Annotated in this window: 14 protein-coding genes and 1 pseudogene; 9 read left to right on the plus strand and 6 right to left on the minus strand. The window is 45.8% G+C overall.

Annotated features, from left to right (window positions below; all coding sequences use genetic code 11):
- Positions 1–17: 17 nt before the first annotated feature.
- Positions 18–947, plus strand: a complete 930-nt coding sequence (locus tag AB1F57_RS03485; RefSeq protein ID WP_367986091.1) for a peptidase U32 family protein — start codon at positions 18–20, stop codon at positions 945–947.
- 456 nt (positions 948–1403) lie between these two features.
- Positions 1404–2690 (plus strand): U32 family peptidase, encoded by a 1287-nt coding sequence (locus AB1F57_RS03490; RefSeq protein ID WP_367986092.1) that lies wholly within the window; start codon positions 1404–1406, stop codon positions 2688–2690.
- Positions 2691–2708: 18 nt separating this feature from the next.
- On the opposite strand, the gene AB1F57_RS03495 is transcribed toward AB1F57_RS03490, so the two are convergent.
- Positions 2709–3029, minus strand: coding sequence for a hypothetical protein (locus tag AB1F57_RS03495; protein WP_318829800.1), 321 nt, complete (start codon positions 3027–3029; stop codon positions 2709–2711).
- Positions 3030–3121: 92 nt separating this feature from the next.
- Here AB1F57_RS03495 and AB1F57_RS03500 point away from each other — a divergent pair, with 92 nt between their 5' ends.
- On the plus strand, positions 3122–3337 hold the full coding sequence (locus AB1F57_RS03500) for a YdbC family protein (protein ID WP_105110677.1): 216 nt from the start codon (positions 3122–3124) through the stop codon (positions 3335–3337).
- Positions 3338–3347: 10 nt separating this feature from the next.
- On the opposite strand, the gene AB1F57_RS03505 is transcribed toward AB1F57_RS03500, so the two are convergent.
- Positions 3348–3887 (minus strand): biotin transporter BioY, encoded by a 540-nt coding sequence (locus AB1F57_RS03505; RefSeq protein WP_167786026.1) that lies wholly within the window; start codon positions 3885–3887, stop codon positions 3348–3350.
- A 207-nt stretch (positions 3888–4094) separates the two neighbouring features.
- Here AB1F57_RS03505 and AB1F57_RS03510 point away from each other — a divergent pair, with 207 nt between their 5' ends.
- On the plus strand, positions 4095–4832 hold the full coding sequence (locus AB1F57_RS03510; protein ID WP_170239234.1) for a cyclase family protein: 738 nt from the start codon (positions 4095–4097) through the stop codon (positions 4830–4832).
- A 46-nt stretch (positions 4833–4878) separates the two neighbouring features.
- On the opposite strand, the gene gorA is transcribed toward AB1F57_RS03510, so the two are convergent.
- A complete protein-coding gene (gene gorA, locus AB1F57_RS03515) occupies positions 4879–6228 on the minus strand; it encodes a glutathione-disulfide reductase (RefSeq protein ID WP_167786025.1) in 1350 nt (449 codons plus the stop codon).
- Between the two features lie 286 nt (positions 6229–6514).
- Here gorA and AB1F57_RS03520 point away from each other — a divergent pair, with 286 nt between their 5' ends.
- The 5 genes from AB1F57_RS03520 to AB1F57_RS03540 all read left to right on the plus strand — a co-directional run bounded on the left by AB1F57_RS03520 (position 6515) and on the right by AB1F57_RS03540 (position 11466).
- Complete coding sequence (locus AB1F57_RS03520; RefSeq protein WP_105138145.1) at positions 6515–7681, plus strand: efflux RND transporter periplasmic adaptor subunit; 1167 nt, start codon at positions 6515–6517, stop codon at positions 7679–7681.
- Complete coding sequence (locus AB1F57_RS03525; protein WP_105123079.1) at positions 7662–8357, plus strand: ABC transporter ATP-binding protein; 696 nt, start codon at positions 7662–7664, stop codon at positions 8355–8357. Before AB1F57_RS03520 ends, AB1F57_RS03525 begins: the two co-directional genes overlap by 20 nt.
- A complete protein-coding gene (locus tag AB1F57_RS03530; protein ID WP_105138146.1) occupies positions 8357–9607 on the plus strand; it encodes an ABC transporter permease in 1251 nt (416 codons plus the stop codon). Before AB1F57_RS03525 ends, AB1F57_RS03530 begins: the two co-directional genes overlap by 1 nt.
- 111 nt (positions 9608–9718) lie before the next feature.
- Entirely contained in the window at positions 9719–10777 is a 1059-nt protein-coding gene (locus tag AB1F57_RS03535) for an LLM class flavin-dependent oxidoreductase (protein WP_105138147.1), read from the plus strand.
- 104 nt (positions 10778–10881) lie between these two features.
- Complete coding sequence (locus AB1F57_RS03540) at positions 10882–11466, plus strand: 3'-5' exonuclease (RefSeq protein ID WP_105138148.1); 585 nt, start codon at positions 10882–10884, stop codon at positions 11464–11466.
- Positions 11467–11674: 208 nt separating this feature from the next.
- Here AB1F57_RS03540 and lysS read toward each other — a convergent pair whose 3' ends face one another.
- The 3 genes and pseudogenes from lysS to AB1F57_RS03555 all read right to left on the minus strand — a co-directional run bounded on the left by lysS (position 11675) and on the right by AB1F57_RS03555 (position 14111).
- Entirely contained in the window at positions 11675–13165 is a 1491-nt protein-coding gene (gene lysS, locus AB1F57_RS03545) for a lysine--tRNA ligase (protein ID WP_167786024.1), read from the minus strand.
- A gap of 101 nt (positions 13166–13266) precedes the next feature.
- Positions 13267–13588 (minus strand): annotated as a pseudogene (locus AB1F57_RS03550) (histidine phosphatase family protein).
- A gap of 43 nt (positions 13589–13631) precedes the next feature.
- A complete protein-coding gene (locus AB1F57_RS03555) occupies positions 13632–14111 on the minus strand; it encodes an aminoacyl-tRNA deacylase (RefSeq protein WP_167786023.1) in 480 nt (159 codons plus the stop codon).
- Positions 14112–14113 lie beyond the last annotated feature (2 nt).

The raw sequence follows: 14113 nt of genomic DNA on the forward strand, positions 1-14113 counted from the left end.
GTGATATAATGAACATTATGAAAAATATTATTATAACAGCAACAGCTGAAAGCATTGAACAGGTCAAAGAACTGTTAGTAGCAGGTGTTGACCGTATTTATGTTGGTGAGGCAGACCATGCCCTCCGCATTCCGACCAATTTTTCATACGATGAGCTCCGCCAAATTGCAGAGCTGGTTCACGAGGCAGGTAAGGAATTGACAGTCGCAGCCAACGCTCTCATGCACCAAGATATGATGGACAATATCAAGCCTTTTATGGAATTGATGAAAGAAATCAAGGTCGATTATTTGGTCGTTGGGGATGCAGGTGTTTTCTATATCAATAAGCGGGACGGCTACAATTTCAAGCTTATTTACGACACCTCTGTCTTTGTAACATCCAGCCGACAAATCAATTTCTGGAAGGACCACGGCGCTGTCGAGGCTGTCTTAGCCAGAGAAATCCCATCGGCAGAACTCTTTGATATTTCGGAAAATCTGGAAATTCCTGCGGAAATATTGGTTTACGGTGCCTCTGTTATCCACCATTCCAAGCGGACCTTGCTCAAAAACTACTATAACTTCACTAAGGCGGATGAGACGGATTTGTCCAAGGAACGTGGACTTTTCTTGGCAGAACCTGCTGATCCAGAAAGTCATTATTCCATTTTTGAGGATAAACACGGAACGCATATTTTTATCAACAATGATATCGACATGATGACCAAGTTGACAGAGCTTTATGAACATGGCTACCGAAATTGGAAGTTGGATGGTATTTTTTGTCCAGGTCAGAACTTCGTCGAGATTGCCAAATTATTCGTCCAAGCGCGTGATTTATTGGAAAAAGGAGAATTCACCTACGACCAGGCCTTTCTCTTGGACGAACAAGTACGCAAGTTCCACCCAAGCCAACGCGGTTTGGACACCGGATTTTACGAATTTGACCGGAACAAGGTGAGGTAATAAAACAGTCCGGGGGACTGTTTTATCCCGAGCCTAGAAATAGAGAAGCGAGGCCAGTCCGGGGGACTGTTTTATCCCGAGCCTGTCAATGGGAAAGTCCGGTCCAGAGGGTTGTTTTAGTCGTCGTCAATTCTTAGATTTTATCTTAATTCTATCCTGGTAACTGACAAGGAAAGTTCCATTGAACCTTTCCTTGTCAGTTACACTAGACAGCTAGGTCAAAAAGTGTCGTTTTGATCTAGCTATCGTCGCATATTTTAATTCAAATCACATCTATACTGGCAGAGCCAACTTTGCCACATACTATAGGTAAGATCCAAGTACGGAACCGCCTTTAGGCGGGTTCCTAGGCCCTGCAATAGGTTTTCAAGTGGAAAAATATCGTTCCACTTGAAAACCGTCGCCAATTCTTAATTTTTATCTTAATTCTATCCTGCAAATAGAAAGAGGAATATTATGTCAAAAACATTGAAGCGTCCCGAGGTCTTGTCACCTGCTGGGACTTTGGAAAAATTAAAGGTAGCCATCGATTATGGTGCTGATGCTGTCTTTGTCGGTGGTCAAGCCTACGGCCTGCGTAGCCGAGCTGGCAATTTTACCATGGAACAGATGCGGGAAGGGATTGAATACGCCCATGCCCGCGGCGCTAAGGTCTATGTTGCTGCCAACATGGTGACCCACGAGGGTAATGAAGAAGGGGCAGGAGCTTGGTTCCGTGAATTGCGGGATATGGGCTTGGATGCCGTCATCGTATCCGACCCAGCCCTCATAGTCATCTGTGCCACTGAAGCACCAGGCCTTGAAATCCACCTATCCACCCAAGCTTCATCAACCAACTATGAAACCTTCGAGTTCTGGAAGGAATTGGGCTTGACCCGTGTCGTCTTGGCTCGCGAAGTAACCATGGAAGAGGTGGCTGAAATCCGCAAACGGACAGATGTTGAAATCGAAGCCTTTGTCCACGGTGCCATGTGTATCTCCTACTCAGGACGTTGCGTCCTCTCCAACCACATGAGCAAACGTGATGCCAACCGCGGCGGCTGCTCCCAGTCTTGTCGCTGGAAGTACAACCTCTACGACCTACCTTTTGGCGAAGAACGCCGTTCCATTAAGGGGGAAATACCAGAGGAGTTCTCCATGTCTGCGGTTGATATGTGTATGATTGAGCATATTCCAGATATGATTGAAAATGGTGTTGATAGCTTGAAAATCGAAGGTCGGATGAAGTCTGTCCACTATGTATCAACCGTAACCAATTGCTACAAGGCTGCGGTCGATGCCTATCTGGAAAGCCCTGAGAAATTTGAAGCGATTAAGCAAGATTTGATTGACGAGTTGTGGAAAGTAGCCCAGCGTGAACTGGCAACTGGTTTTTACTACAATCCACCAACTGAAAACGAGCAATTGTTTGGTGCCCGTCGCAAAATTCCTGAGTACAAATTTATCGCTGAAGTTGTTGCCTTTGACAAGGAAACCATGACAGCAACTATTCGTCAGCGCAATGTCATCAACGAAGGAGACCAAATTGAGTTCTACGGGCCAGGTTTCCGTCATTTTGAGACGACCATTCAAGGCCTGCATGATTCCAATGGAGATAAGATTGACCGTGCCAATAAGCCTATGGAACTGCTGACTATTAAGCTAGACCGTGAAATCTATCCAGGCGATATGATCCGCGCCTGCAAGTCAGGACTCATCAATCTCTATCAAGAGGACGGCAAGGCTGTTACTATTCGTGCATAAGAAAAAGGCTGGAGAAATTCAGCCTTTTGATAGTTGTGATTTTTTGATGTTTTCTGGAACCAGAGAGATTTTTTTAATCTCATCAATCCGAATGATACTGGTTACACGCCGTTTGAAATTTTTCATAATCAAGCGTTGCCGTTCCTTGTCGTACTTGACAATGTCCCCGGTAAAGCTACGTTCACCATAAATAACATGGATAGCAGCCTTCTTTTGAATGGCCAGCTCAAGATACTCTTGAATCTCTTCTCTGGTTGCAGACTCCAAAGGCTTTGGTTGGGATTTGTAAACCAGAAAATCATTTATATGACCGAAAATGGATTCCAAAAACCTCTTCATGGCAATATCCTTTCAAACTTGCTATAATCATCTTATACAATTTTTATAAAAATGACAAGTGTTTGCGAACAAATAAGTGAAGGAGGTAACAAATGGCAGAATTTACATTTGAAATCGAAGAAAAACTCTTGGTCCTATCTGAGAATGACAAGGGCTGGACCAAGGAGCTTAACCGTGTGTCCTTTAACGGAGCACCAGCCAAATATGACATCCGCACTTGGAGTCCCGACCATACTAAGATGGGCAAGGGCATTACCCTCAGCAATGAAGAATTTCAAGTCATGCTGGATGCATTTACCAATAAGTAAGATGAGGAGCCTAAGCGATTAGGTTCCTTTTTCTCATAACTGGTTGGAGGAGTTTGTGTGCCACTGTGGCGAGGGAAATTTTTGCTAAATCAGGCAGGATGAAGGGCAGGACTGTCCAGCCAAGAGTATCTGTCCAGCTAGCACCACTGACCAGTTTGAATACTAAACATCCCAGTCCAAAGCAAGTAGCGGTTCCCAGCAGACAAGCCAGAAAGACCTGGAGTGGAGATCTATTATTTGTCGTCAAGCTGGATGTGATAGCCGCGTAGGCCAAAAAGCCCCAGAGAAATCCAGCAGTCGGTCCGAAAAGATTGGCCAATCCACCTGACAATCCTGCAAATACAGGGAGTCCAATGGCACCCAAGGTCAGATAAATTCCGACACTTGCCAGGGCCAGTTTCCTTGGGTAGAGGCAGGCAATCAGGGCGATAGCCAGGGTTTGGAGAGTAAAGGGAACAGGACCAATGGGAAGGCTGATTTGTGAAAGAGCTGCAATGAGGGCCGCACCGATTGCAGTGTAGATCAAATGGAGAGTTGATTCTTGTTTCATGAGATGGTTATCCTTTTATAATAATTGGTTAACAAAATTATAGTTTGATTTTCAAAGGAAGTCAATCCATTGACTATCAGCTGTCACAGTTATAGGAAAAATCTATAGCTATTCATAAAAAGTTATATAAGCAAAAAACTATGTTTTTTAAGTAGACTGGTCCATTCTCATGCTACAATGGATAAAATTAAGAAAGCGGGACATCCGATGTCAGAATTATTAGCTATTTACCGTACCTTAAAAGCCAAAAAATGGGTGGATTTGACTCATCAAATCAATGAAAATAGTCCTCATTTCCCTGCCCTGCCTGCCTTGGAGAAGAAGACCTTGTTTGACCACAAGGACGGATTTTTCGTAGAGCAGTTCACGGTCGTTGGCCAGTATGGTACCCATATCGACCCGCCTGTTCACTTTGTGGAGGGGGCTCGTTATTTGGACGAGATTGGCTTGAAAGATTTGCTCCTGCCTCTTTATGTTATCGATAAGTCGCAGGCAGTTGCAGCAAATCCAGATTACCAAATCACCAAGCAGGATATTTTGGATTTTGAAGAGGAACATGGTCCTATTGCAGAGGAGTCCTTTGTTGCCTTCCGCTCAGACTGGTCTAAACGCTGGCCAAGCCATGATGCCATCCGTAATTTGGATGAAAATGGAGTGCAACATGCCACAGGTTGGAGCCATGATGCCTTGGAGTATCTGATTGAGGAACGCAAGGTCAAGGCCGTTGGTCATGAGACCCTGGATACAGACTCAGGAGTGTCAGCAGCAGAGAATGGTGGTAGCCTTCCAGAGGAATACTATCTTCTGTCAAAAGACATTTACCAGGTAGAAGTCCTCAACAATCTTGATCAGGTTCCAGCGACGGGGAGCTTGATCTCCATCGCCTTTCCACATTGGGAAAAGGGCTCGGGTTCACCAGTTAGAGCCATTGCTATTTTGCCATAAGATGATAAAACGCCCAGATGAAAGTCTGAGCGTTTTTATAAAATTTTTATCGCATGGTGACAAATTCTTCTGAGCCAGTTGGGTGGATGGCCACAACGGCGTCAAATTGTTCCTTGCTAGCTCCCATTTTGATAGCAACTGAGAAACCTTGGATCATCTCGTCGACACCGTAGCCGATACCGTGGAGGCCGACCACTCGTTCTTCAGGACCAACGGTGACTAGTTTCATCTTGGTCAGCTGGCGGTTGTCTGCCATGGCTGTATACATAGAGGTAAAGGATGAAGTGTAGCACTTGACTTGGTCCGCACCGTATTGAACAAGGGCCTGGTCTTCTGTTAATCCGACCGTACCGATAGCTGGGTGGGAGAAGACAACAGTTGGAATGTCTGTGTAGTCCATTTTGGCATCTGTTTTACCGTTGAATAAGCGTTCCGATAGGAGCCGTCCAGCCTTGATAGCAACGGGGGTCAACTCTTTTTCACCCGTCACGTCGCCCAAGGCATAGATGCCAGGAACCACTGTTTCTTGGTATTGGTTGACTTCGATGTGGCCTGATTTTGTTAGTGTCACACCAGCAGCTTCTAGGTTAAGCTGGTCGGTATTTGGCTTGCGCCCAACAGCCCAGAGAACCTGGTCAGTAATGTGGGAAGTGCCGTCCTCAAAGAAGATTTGGATTTTTCCTTCTGGCGTTTTCTCCAGCTTGCTTGGCGTTTTATGGGTGTGAAGTGGGAGCTTGGTCCGCTCCATCTCTTCCATGAGGGCATCGGTAATGTAGGTATCGAAGTTACGCAATGGGCGGTCACCGCGGACAAAGAGCTGGGCATCCACTCCCAAACCGTGTAGGACGCCAGCCACCTCAACGGCAATATAGCCAGCGCCGATAACAGCGACAGACTCTGGTAATTCTTCCCAGGCAAAGAAGTCGTCGGACACGACACCCAATTCAGCACCTGGAATGGCGGGAATAACTGGAAGGCCACCAGTAGCGATGACAATGTGTTTGGCCTTGATTCGCTCATCATTGACCTCGATCGTATGGCTATCTACAAATTTGGCAAAACCTTGAATGACCTCAACCTGATTGTTTTTGAAGGTATTGCCATAAGAGGAACGAGAACGCTCGATATAGGCCTCACGGTTCTGACGCAGGGTTGCGAAGTTGAAGTGAACATCCTGGCTGGTGAAGCCGTATTCTGGTCCATAAGTGTGAATGGCTTCAGCTACTTGAGAACCGTACCACATGATTTTTTTAGGAACACAGCCTAGATTGACACAGGTTCCACCGATATAGCTGCCTTCAATAACGGCAGCCTTGGCACCATACATAGCCGCTCGGTTCATAGTGGCAATACCACCACTTCCTCCACCAATGCTGATAATATCAAATTCTCTCATTTTCTTCCTCCAAAGATCTCTTGATTACATTCTACCCTTTTTTTATCTTTCAATCAAAAATCCGCTACGTCTATCGTGAAACCTTGTTTAGGTTTTTCTTACTATTGTTTTGTAAAAATACTGGCCATACCTGCATGATTGATAAAAGCTATTTCTTACAAAAATGTAAGTGGGATAATTGATAAAAATGATATAAAATTAGTATGGAAAACACTTGCCAAAAACGATGTATTGGTGTATTGTATTTATAACACAATTATTTTTGTAACATGTAAAGGAGACAGATATGTTTAAGTCCAAAAAAGCAAAAATTGCCCTTTTTTCTGGTCTTGGGGTTGCATCGGTAGCCCTGGTCGGTGGGGCCTTGCTCTTCTCTAATGCCTTAGGTGGTTCAGGTAGCGCAGGTGAAGACTTTACATTACCCATGACCTACAGGGTGGTTCAGGAAGGTTCGATTGCTTCGTCGACCTTGTTGACGGGGACAGTGGCTGCGGGTGAAGAGCAGTTTGTCTATTATGACCCCTCTAAAGGCGATATCAGTGAATTTTACGTTGAACAGGGGAGCCAGGTAGAGGCTGGGACGGCCCTGCTTCGCTATGATGCTTATGAATTGCAGACGGCTCTTGATTCGGCTGTGCGCGGACGGGATAAGATTGGACGTCAAATATATGAGGTGCAAAATGGTGGTCAGACCTTGCCAACAACAGGTGACCCATCCTTGGATGGAGAAGCAGCGGCCTCTGCCCAACGTTCCATTGATTTGCAATTGGCGGATTTGAATGATGCCTATGCGGATGCCCAAGCGGCGGTAGACAAGGCATGGACGGCCGTCAATGAAGCGACTGTTGCCAGCACCGTGTCAGGTACAGTTGTTGAGGTCAATAAGTCTGTTTCTAAGAGCTCGACCAATAGCCAGACAGTCATTCACATCGTCAACCAAAATAGCCTGCAGGTGACAGGTCAGCTTACAGAATATGATTTGGCCAATATCAAGGTTGACCAAGAAGTGAAATTAAGCACTAAAGTCTATCCAGAACAGACCTGGACTGGTAAAATTTCCTATATTTCAAACTATCCAGCCAATGATCAAGCTGCGGCAGCAGTACCGGGTGGCGGCGGATCTGGCGGTGGTGCCAAGTATCCTTTCAAGGTGACTTTGACTAGCGATATCGGCGACCTCAAGCAAGGTTTCACTGTCAATATGGAAGTGGTCAACACCAGCAAAAATATCTTGGTCCCTGTGACAGCTGTTGTCTATGAGGATGATAAGACCTTTGTTTGGACATTGGTAGATGGTAAGGCTAAAAAAGTAGAGGTGACTCTGGGTAATGCAGATGCTCTTAACCAGGAAGTGACCAAGGGCTTGTCTGTTGGTGACCATGTCATTGTCCTCCCAGATTTTGACTTACAAGAGGGTCAAGAGGTAGAAGCCGATGAAGAACCAGCTAATTAAACTCACACAAATCAACAAATCCTATAAAAACGGTGACCAGGAGTTGCGAGTTCTCAAGGATATTGATTTGGAAGTCGAAGAGGGAGAATTTCTAGCCATTATGGGACCGTCCGGGTCCGGTAAATCCACTCTCATGAACATTATTGGTTTGCTGGACAGGTCTAGTTCTGGCAACTATTGGCTAGAAGGCGAGGAAGTCAGCCAGTTATCGGAGAAAAAGTTGGCCCAGGTCCGCAATGACCAAATCGGTTTTGTCTTCCAACAATTCTTCCTCCTTGCCAAGCTCAACGCCTTGCAGAATGTGGAGTTACCCCTGATTTATGCAGGAGTACCGTCCAACCAACGTAAGAAAAAGGCCAAACGTTACCTAGAAAAAGTTGAATTGGCAGAACGTATGGACCACCTGCCGTCGGAATTGTCTGGAGGTCAAAAGCAACGGGTGGCTATTGCGCGTGCCCTGGTCAATAGCCCAGCCATTATCTTGGCGGATGAGCCGACAGGGGCCCTGGATACCAAGACTGGCCAGCAGATTATGGAGCTTTTGACTGAGCTCAATAATGAAGGTAAGACCATTATCATGGTCACCCACGAGCCAGAGATTGCCGCCTATGCCAAGCGGAAAATCGTTCTTCGGGACGGGGTTATCACTGAGGACAGAAGAAGGGAGGAGGCTTAATGGAAAATTGGAAATTTGCCTTAAAATCAATCCTAGCCCACAAGATGCGCTCCCTCCTCACCATGCTGGGTATCATTATCGGTGTGGCTGCTGTTGTTATCATCATGGCTCTAGGTGAAGGCCTACAGAAATCCATGGAGAAGGCCCTGGCTGGTGAGCAAAATAATGTCTCTGTCCATTTTTCTCCTTATGTAAATTTAGAAGAGGTTTCGTCGGGTTTATTTAATGCTGGCTTCACTGGGGAAATGTCTATGGAAGAAGAGCCTGACTTGACTCATAGCATGTTGCAAGGACTTCTGGAAATTGACGGTTTAAGCAACTACTATATCAATTTGAGTAATATGGGAACAATAGAAGCCGGTAACAAATCAGCTGATAATGTGACCATCAATGGGGTCAGCCAGTCCTATTTTGATGTCAAAAATCTAGAAATTTTGGCAGGACGCAAGTTCACTCCTAATGACTATAGTCGCTTTGCTCGCATTATCATGTTGGATGTCAATCTGGCTGAAAAACTGTTTGGCTCCATGGAAGCCTCCCTCAACCAGACGGTTTCTCTCAATGGCAATGCCTATCTAGTTATCGGTGTTTACAAGGAGCCCAATGCTGGTACGGCCATGTTTGGGATGAACTCAGGCGGTAATGCCATTATGGCCAATACTCAGGTTGCTGCAGAGATGGGCATGAAAGAAAATTCTGGACTTTATGTCTATGTCGAAGACGTGACCAGGGCCACAGAGGTTGGTCAGGCTGCCGCGGACTATTTGACTAGGGTTTCTGGTCTAAAAGAGGCTCGCTATGATATTTTTGACATGTCTGCTATGATTGAAAGTTTCAAGAGTGAGCTAGGTATTGTGACCACCTTTATAGGTGCGGTTGCAGGTATTTCCCTCTTGGTCGGCGGTATCGGCGTGATGAACATTATGCTGGTATCCGTGACCGAGCGGACACGGGAAATCGGTCTGCGGAAGGCACTGGGAGCGACTCGTGGCAATATCTTGAGTCAGTTCTTGATTGAGGCTATGGTTTTGACCACTCTGGGCGGTGCTATTGGTCTCTTAATCGCCCAAACGACTGTCGTTTTACTCAATATCAGCAAGGTCATGGGTGAGGGTATGTCCGCCGTCATCTCTATCCCAGTGGTTCTGGGGAGTCTCGCCTTCTCAGCCCTGGTTGGTATCATCTTCGGTGTCCTCCCAGCAAATAAGGCTTCTAAATTGGATCCAATTGAAGCACTGCGATATGAATAACATTCAAAACGATTAGGTTTTTCCTAGTCGTTTTTCTGTGAGCAAACGGCTTGACATTGTCACTAGTTAAAGATAAAATAAGGACATCATTCAGATTAAAGGAGTCACATCATGGTAGAATTAGGTATTTCAACATTCGGAGAAACAACCACTCTTGAAAAGACAGGAGAAACGTACAGCCACGACGAGCGAATTCGTCAGCTGGTCAAAGAGATTGAACTGGCAGACCAGGTTGGCCTGGATGTCTATGGGATTGGGGAGCATCACCGGGAGGATTTTGCGGTCTCTGCACCTGAGATTGTGCTGGCAGCTGGTGCAGTCAATACCAATCATATCAAGCTAACATCAGCAGTTTCTATCCTTTCCTCTATGGACCCTGTACGACTTTATCAGCAGTACACCACCATTGATGCTTTGTCAAATGGCAGAGCGGAAATCATGGCGGGTCGTGGTTCCTTTACGGAGTCTTTTCCCTTGTTTGGTTATGATCTCCATGACTATGAAGAACTCTTCGATGAAAAGTTGGATATGCTTTTAGAGATTGACAAGGCTACCAACTTGACTTGGGGTGGCAAATTCACCCAGTCGGTGGACAATAAGCCTGTGTATCCGCGACCTGTTCAGGAAGATTTTCCTATCTGGGTAGCGACTGGTGGTAATGTCGAGTCAACCATCAAGATTGCCCAAAAAGGCCTACCAATCGTTTATGCAGTCATTGGAGCAGGGGCTCATCGTTTCAAACCACTGGTAGATGCCTACCGCAAGGTGGCTCGCAATTCCGGTCACTCACCTGAGAAAACTAAGGTTGCTGCCCATTCTTGGGGCTGGATTGCTGATGACCATGACAAGGCTGTTGAGGAATACTTCCACCCAACTAAAGTGGTCACTAACAATATCGCCAAGGACCGGCCACACTGGTCTGAAATGACCAAGGCCCAATACCTCTATTCTTTGACAGATGAAGGAGCAAGCATTGTTGGTGATCCACAGCACGTCGCTGCAAAAATTATCCAAACTATCGAAACCTTGGATTTGGATCGCTTCTTCCTCCATCTTCCAATCGGCTCTATGCCACATGAGGATGTCCTCCGTGCTATCGAGCTTTATGGTAAAGAAGTCGCACCGATTGTGCGAGAATATTTTGCTAAAAAAGAAGAAGCTGAAAAGTAAATTTGCCCTCACTGAAAGGCTGGTATTCGCCAGCCTTTTTATCTGTCCATTTTAGGAAAAAATGGTGTATAATAGATGTAGAAATAGATGTTTGAGGGTGCAAAATGGAAAATTTACAGGAATATGTAGCGTTTGATTTGGAATTTAATGCGGCCAACGGTGCCTATCAGCTGATCCAGCTGTCGGCAGTCAAGTTTGTCAACCATGAGGAAGTGGACCAGTTCGACAGTTATGTTTACACAGATGTTCCCCTCCAGTCCTTTATCAACGGTTTGACAGGTATCACCGCAGAGAAGATTAAAACTGCCCCTAAAATAGAGACAGTTTTAGCAGATTTTCAGGCCTTTGTGGGACAAGCAGCCCTCATCGGTTACAATGCTATGAAGTCTGATCTACCTATTCTGGCAGAAAATGGTCTGAATTTGAAGGCCCAGTACCAGGTTGACCTCTATGAAGAGGCCTTGGAGCGTCGGTCAACAGACTTAAACAGTATCGTCAATCTCAAGCTGACCTCAGTGGCGGACTATCTGGGTGTCAAGGGACGAGGGCACAATAGTCTAGAAGATGCTCGTATGACCGCCCAGGTGTATGAGAAATTTTTAGAGTTTGATGAAAACCAACAGATGCTAGGTCAGCAGGAAGTCGTGACCAACAATCCCTTTGCCGGACTAGGAAATTTGTTTGATTAGAAGAGAAAGTGAGCTACAGCAATGAAACTGTAACTCATTTTTTTGATTTTCTAGTTGGAATTGGTGTGAAGCTATAAATTTGCGTTCAGCTAGAGCATATTTCATATTAGGGAGTCCAATAGTCCAGTGGACTATTGGAGCTAATCGCTGAGAAATAAGAGAACGATTGGAATTGATATGAGTCCCTAAAACTGCACTCATATCTAACTTACTTCATCGTAGGGAAAAGAAGTACATCCCGAATAGTAGTAGTATCTGTCAAGAGCATGCAGAGTCGGTCGATACCGATTCCTAGACCACCTGTTGGTGGCATACCGTATTCGAGGGCTTCGATATAGTCGTAGTCCACACCTGTCGCTTCGTCATCACCCAATTCTTTGGCTTTAGCTTGGGCTTCAAAGCGTTCCAATTGGTCGATTGGATCGTTCAATTCTGTAAAGGCATTTCCGTATTCCTTGGTCATGATGAAGAGCTCAAAGCGGTCCGTGAAACGTGGGTCCAGGTCATTTTTCTTAGCCAATGGGGACACTGCCACGGGGTGACCGTAGACAAATGTCGGCTGGATGAGAGTAGCTTCCACGTATTCCTCAAAGAAGGCATTGATGATGTGACCAACCTCAGTATAGTGTTTTTCCACAGGAACCTTTTTCTCAGCTGCTACAGCTTTTGCCTCTTCAAAGGTCATGTCCGTCCAGAAGTCAACTCCAGTCCGTTCCTTGATTGCGTCCACCATGTGGATACGTTTAAATGGCTCGTTGAGCTTGATTTCTGTTTCTTGGTAAATGACAGGCTCATCGCCCTTGACAGCCTTGGTCACGTGCTGGATGATGCCCTCGGTCAAGTCCATGATGTCTTGGTAGTCAGCATAGGCCTGGTAGACCTCAATTGAAGTAAACTCAGGGTTGTGAGTTGCATCCATCCCTTCGTTGCGGAAGATACGACCGATTTCGTACACGCGTTCCATACCGCCGACAATCAAGCGTTTGAGGTGGAGTTCGGTCGCGATACGAAGCACCATGTCAATGTTTTGAGCATTATGGTGGGTGATGAATGGACGAGCGGCAGCACCACCAGCTTCGTTGTGAAGGACAGGTGTTTCCACCTCCAAGAAACCAAGTCCGTCCAGGTAACGGCGGATTTCAGAAATGATTTTTGAGCGCGTGATAAAGCGGTCAAAGCTCTCACGGTTTGTAATCAAATCCAAATAACGCTTGCGGTAGCGGGTTTCGATGTCTGTCAAACCGTGGAATTTTTCTGGCAATGGGCGGAGCGCCTTAGACAGATGGGTCAGCTTGCGAGCGTGGATAGACAATTCGCCCACGTTTGTTTTGAAGACGTCGCCCTCAACACCGACAAAGTCACCCAAGTCAGCTTTTTTGAAGATTTCGTAATTTTCTTCGCCAACATCATCCTTACGGACATAAATTTGAATTTGCCCTTCACGGTCTTGGATATGGGCAAAGCCAGCCTTACCCTTACCGCGTTTGGTCATGATACGACCAGCGATAATAGCCGTTTGACCCAGCTCTTCCAATTCTTCTTTTGATTTGTCTTCGTATTGTTCCTTCAACTGAGCAGAATCAGCAGAGCGTTCAAATCGCTTACCGAAGGGGTCAATGCCCTGTTCTGCAAGAGCTGCCATTTTCTCACGACGGACAAGCTGTTGGTCATTCAATTCTTCAAAATGTTCAGTAGACATAAAATTTTCATTCCTCCAAAGTCTGTTCTTTTTATTTTATCACAGAAAGCCTAAAAAATCAGCAGGAAATAGCCAGGGAAACAAAAAAACAGCAGATTTTTCTACTGTTTATAAGATGTATCATTCCAGCAAATTTCCATAAAATGATCAACATCAAACGTTTCAAGAATAGTCACGGAGGCATTGTCCAAGCCACCGCGAGAGCAAGCCTCGTGGGCAGGATAGCCCAGCAGCGTCATGATTCCAGCGACTAATATTGAACCATGTGACACGATGAGAACAGTTGGCAGCTGGGAATCTTCCAGATTTTTGACAAAATCGACCAAACGTTGACGGACTTGGTAAACAGTTTCTTTTCAAGTCCTCATAGGATTGAGCCAGGAGGGCAGAGTCGCCAGAATAACCCTGAAATCGACCTTCCAGATTTCACTCGGTCTTGCCGTGGCGGATAAAGTAAATCCTCATGCTAGTCTCCCTCGGTCAAATCGGAAAAACTAGCCTTGACAAAATCAGCCAGGACCTGACTCTCAATGCCGATGGAACGGCCCACTTCACCAGCAGAGACAATCATGTAGCCCGTTTCCAGTGCTGACTGGTCTATGTAGATAGGAAAATTGTGCTTTTGCCGGATACCGACAGGGTTGTTGGCTCCGTGGACATAGCCGGTCGTCTTTTCCAGATCCTTTTGTGGAATCATGGCGACCTTCTTGTTGCCAGAGACCTTGGCCAATTTCTTCTCAGACAGGTGCTCGGTAATGGGAACAATTCCGATAATGGGCCCTGTCTTATCGCCTTTTAGGGCCAGGGTTTTGTAGATTTGTTCCATTTGGATACCTTCAGGTACCTTGCCTTCAAGGGCATTGATGACCAGACTGTCGTGGGCAATTTTGGCCTTGTCCAGAATCTGGTCGACCAAGGTTTTCTTGATTTTTTCTTTCTTTGCCATAG

The organism is Streptococcus nasisuis (genome assembly GCF_040836615.1).
Lineage (GTDB): Bacteria > Bacillota > Bacilli > Lactobacillales > Streptococcaceae > Streptococcus > Streptococcus suis_V.

What these genes read in the sequence shown, in the direction of transcription:
- AB1F57_RS03485 (WP_367986091.1), top strand. Translation starts at nt 18, where the DNA reads ATGAAAAATATTATTATAACAGCAACAGCTGAAAGCATTGAACAGGTC.
- AB1F57_RS03490 (WP_367986092.1), top strand. Translation starts at nt 1,404, where the DNA reads ATGTCAAAAACATTGAAGCGTCCCGAGGTCTTGTCACCTGCTGGGACT.
- AB1F57_RS03495 (WP_318829800.1), bottom strand. Translation starts at nt 3,029, where the DNA reads ATGAAGAGGTTTTTGGAATCCATTTTCGGTCATATAAATGATTTTCTG.
- AB1F57_RS03500 (WP_105110677.1), top strand. Translation starts at nt 3,122, where the DNA reads ATGGCAGAATTTACATTTGAAATCGAAGAAAAACTCTTGGTCCTATCT.
- AB1F57_RS03505 (WP_167786026.1), bottom strand. Translation starts at nt 3,887, where the DNA reads ATGAAACAAGAATCAACTCTCCATTTGATCTACACTGCAATCGGTGCG.
- AB1F57_RS03510 (WP_170239234.1), top strand. Translation starts at nt 4,095, where the DNA reads ATGTCAGAATTATTAGCTATTTACCGTACCTTAAAAGCCAAAAAATGG.
- gorA (WP_167786025.1), bottom strand. Translation starts at nt 6,228, where the DNA reads ATGAGAGAATTTGATATTATCAGCATTGGTGGAGGAAGTGGTGGTATT.
- AB1F57_RS03520 (WP_105138145.1), top strand. Translation starts at nt 6,515, where the DNA reads ATGTTTAAGTCCAAAAAAGCAAAAATTGCCCTTTTTTCTGGTCTTGGG.
- AB1F57_RS03525 (WP_105123079.1), top strand. Translation starts at nt 7,662, where the DNA reads ATGAAGAACCAGCTAATTAAACTCACACAAATCAACAAATCCTATAAA.
- AB1F57_RS03530 (WP_105138146.1), top strand. Translation starts at nt 8,357, where the DNA reads ATGGAAAATTGGAAATTTGCCTTAAAATCAATCCTAGCCCACAAGATG.
- AB1F57_RS03535 (WP_105138147.1), top strand. Translation starts at nt 9,719, where the DNA reads ATGGTAGAATTAGGTATTTCAACATTCGGAGAAACAACCACTCTTGAA.
- AB1F57_RS03540 (WP_105138148.1), top strand. Translation starts at nt 10,882, where the DNA reads ATGGAAAATTTACAGGAATATGTAGCGTTTGATTTGGAATTTAATGCG.
- lysS (WP_167786024.1), bottom strand. Translation starts at nt 13,165, where the DNA reads ATGTCTACTGAACATTTTGAAGAATTGAATGACCAACAGCTTGTCCGT.
- AB1F57_RS03555 (WP_167786023.1), bottom strand. Translation starts at nt 14,111, where the DNA reads ATGGCAAAGAAAGAAAAAATCAAGAAAACCTTGGTCGACCAGATTCTG.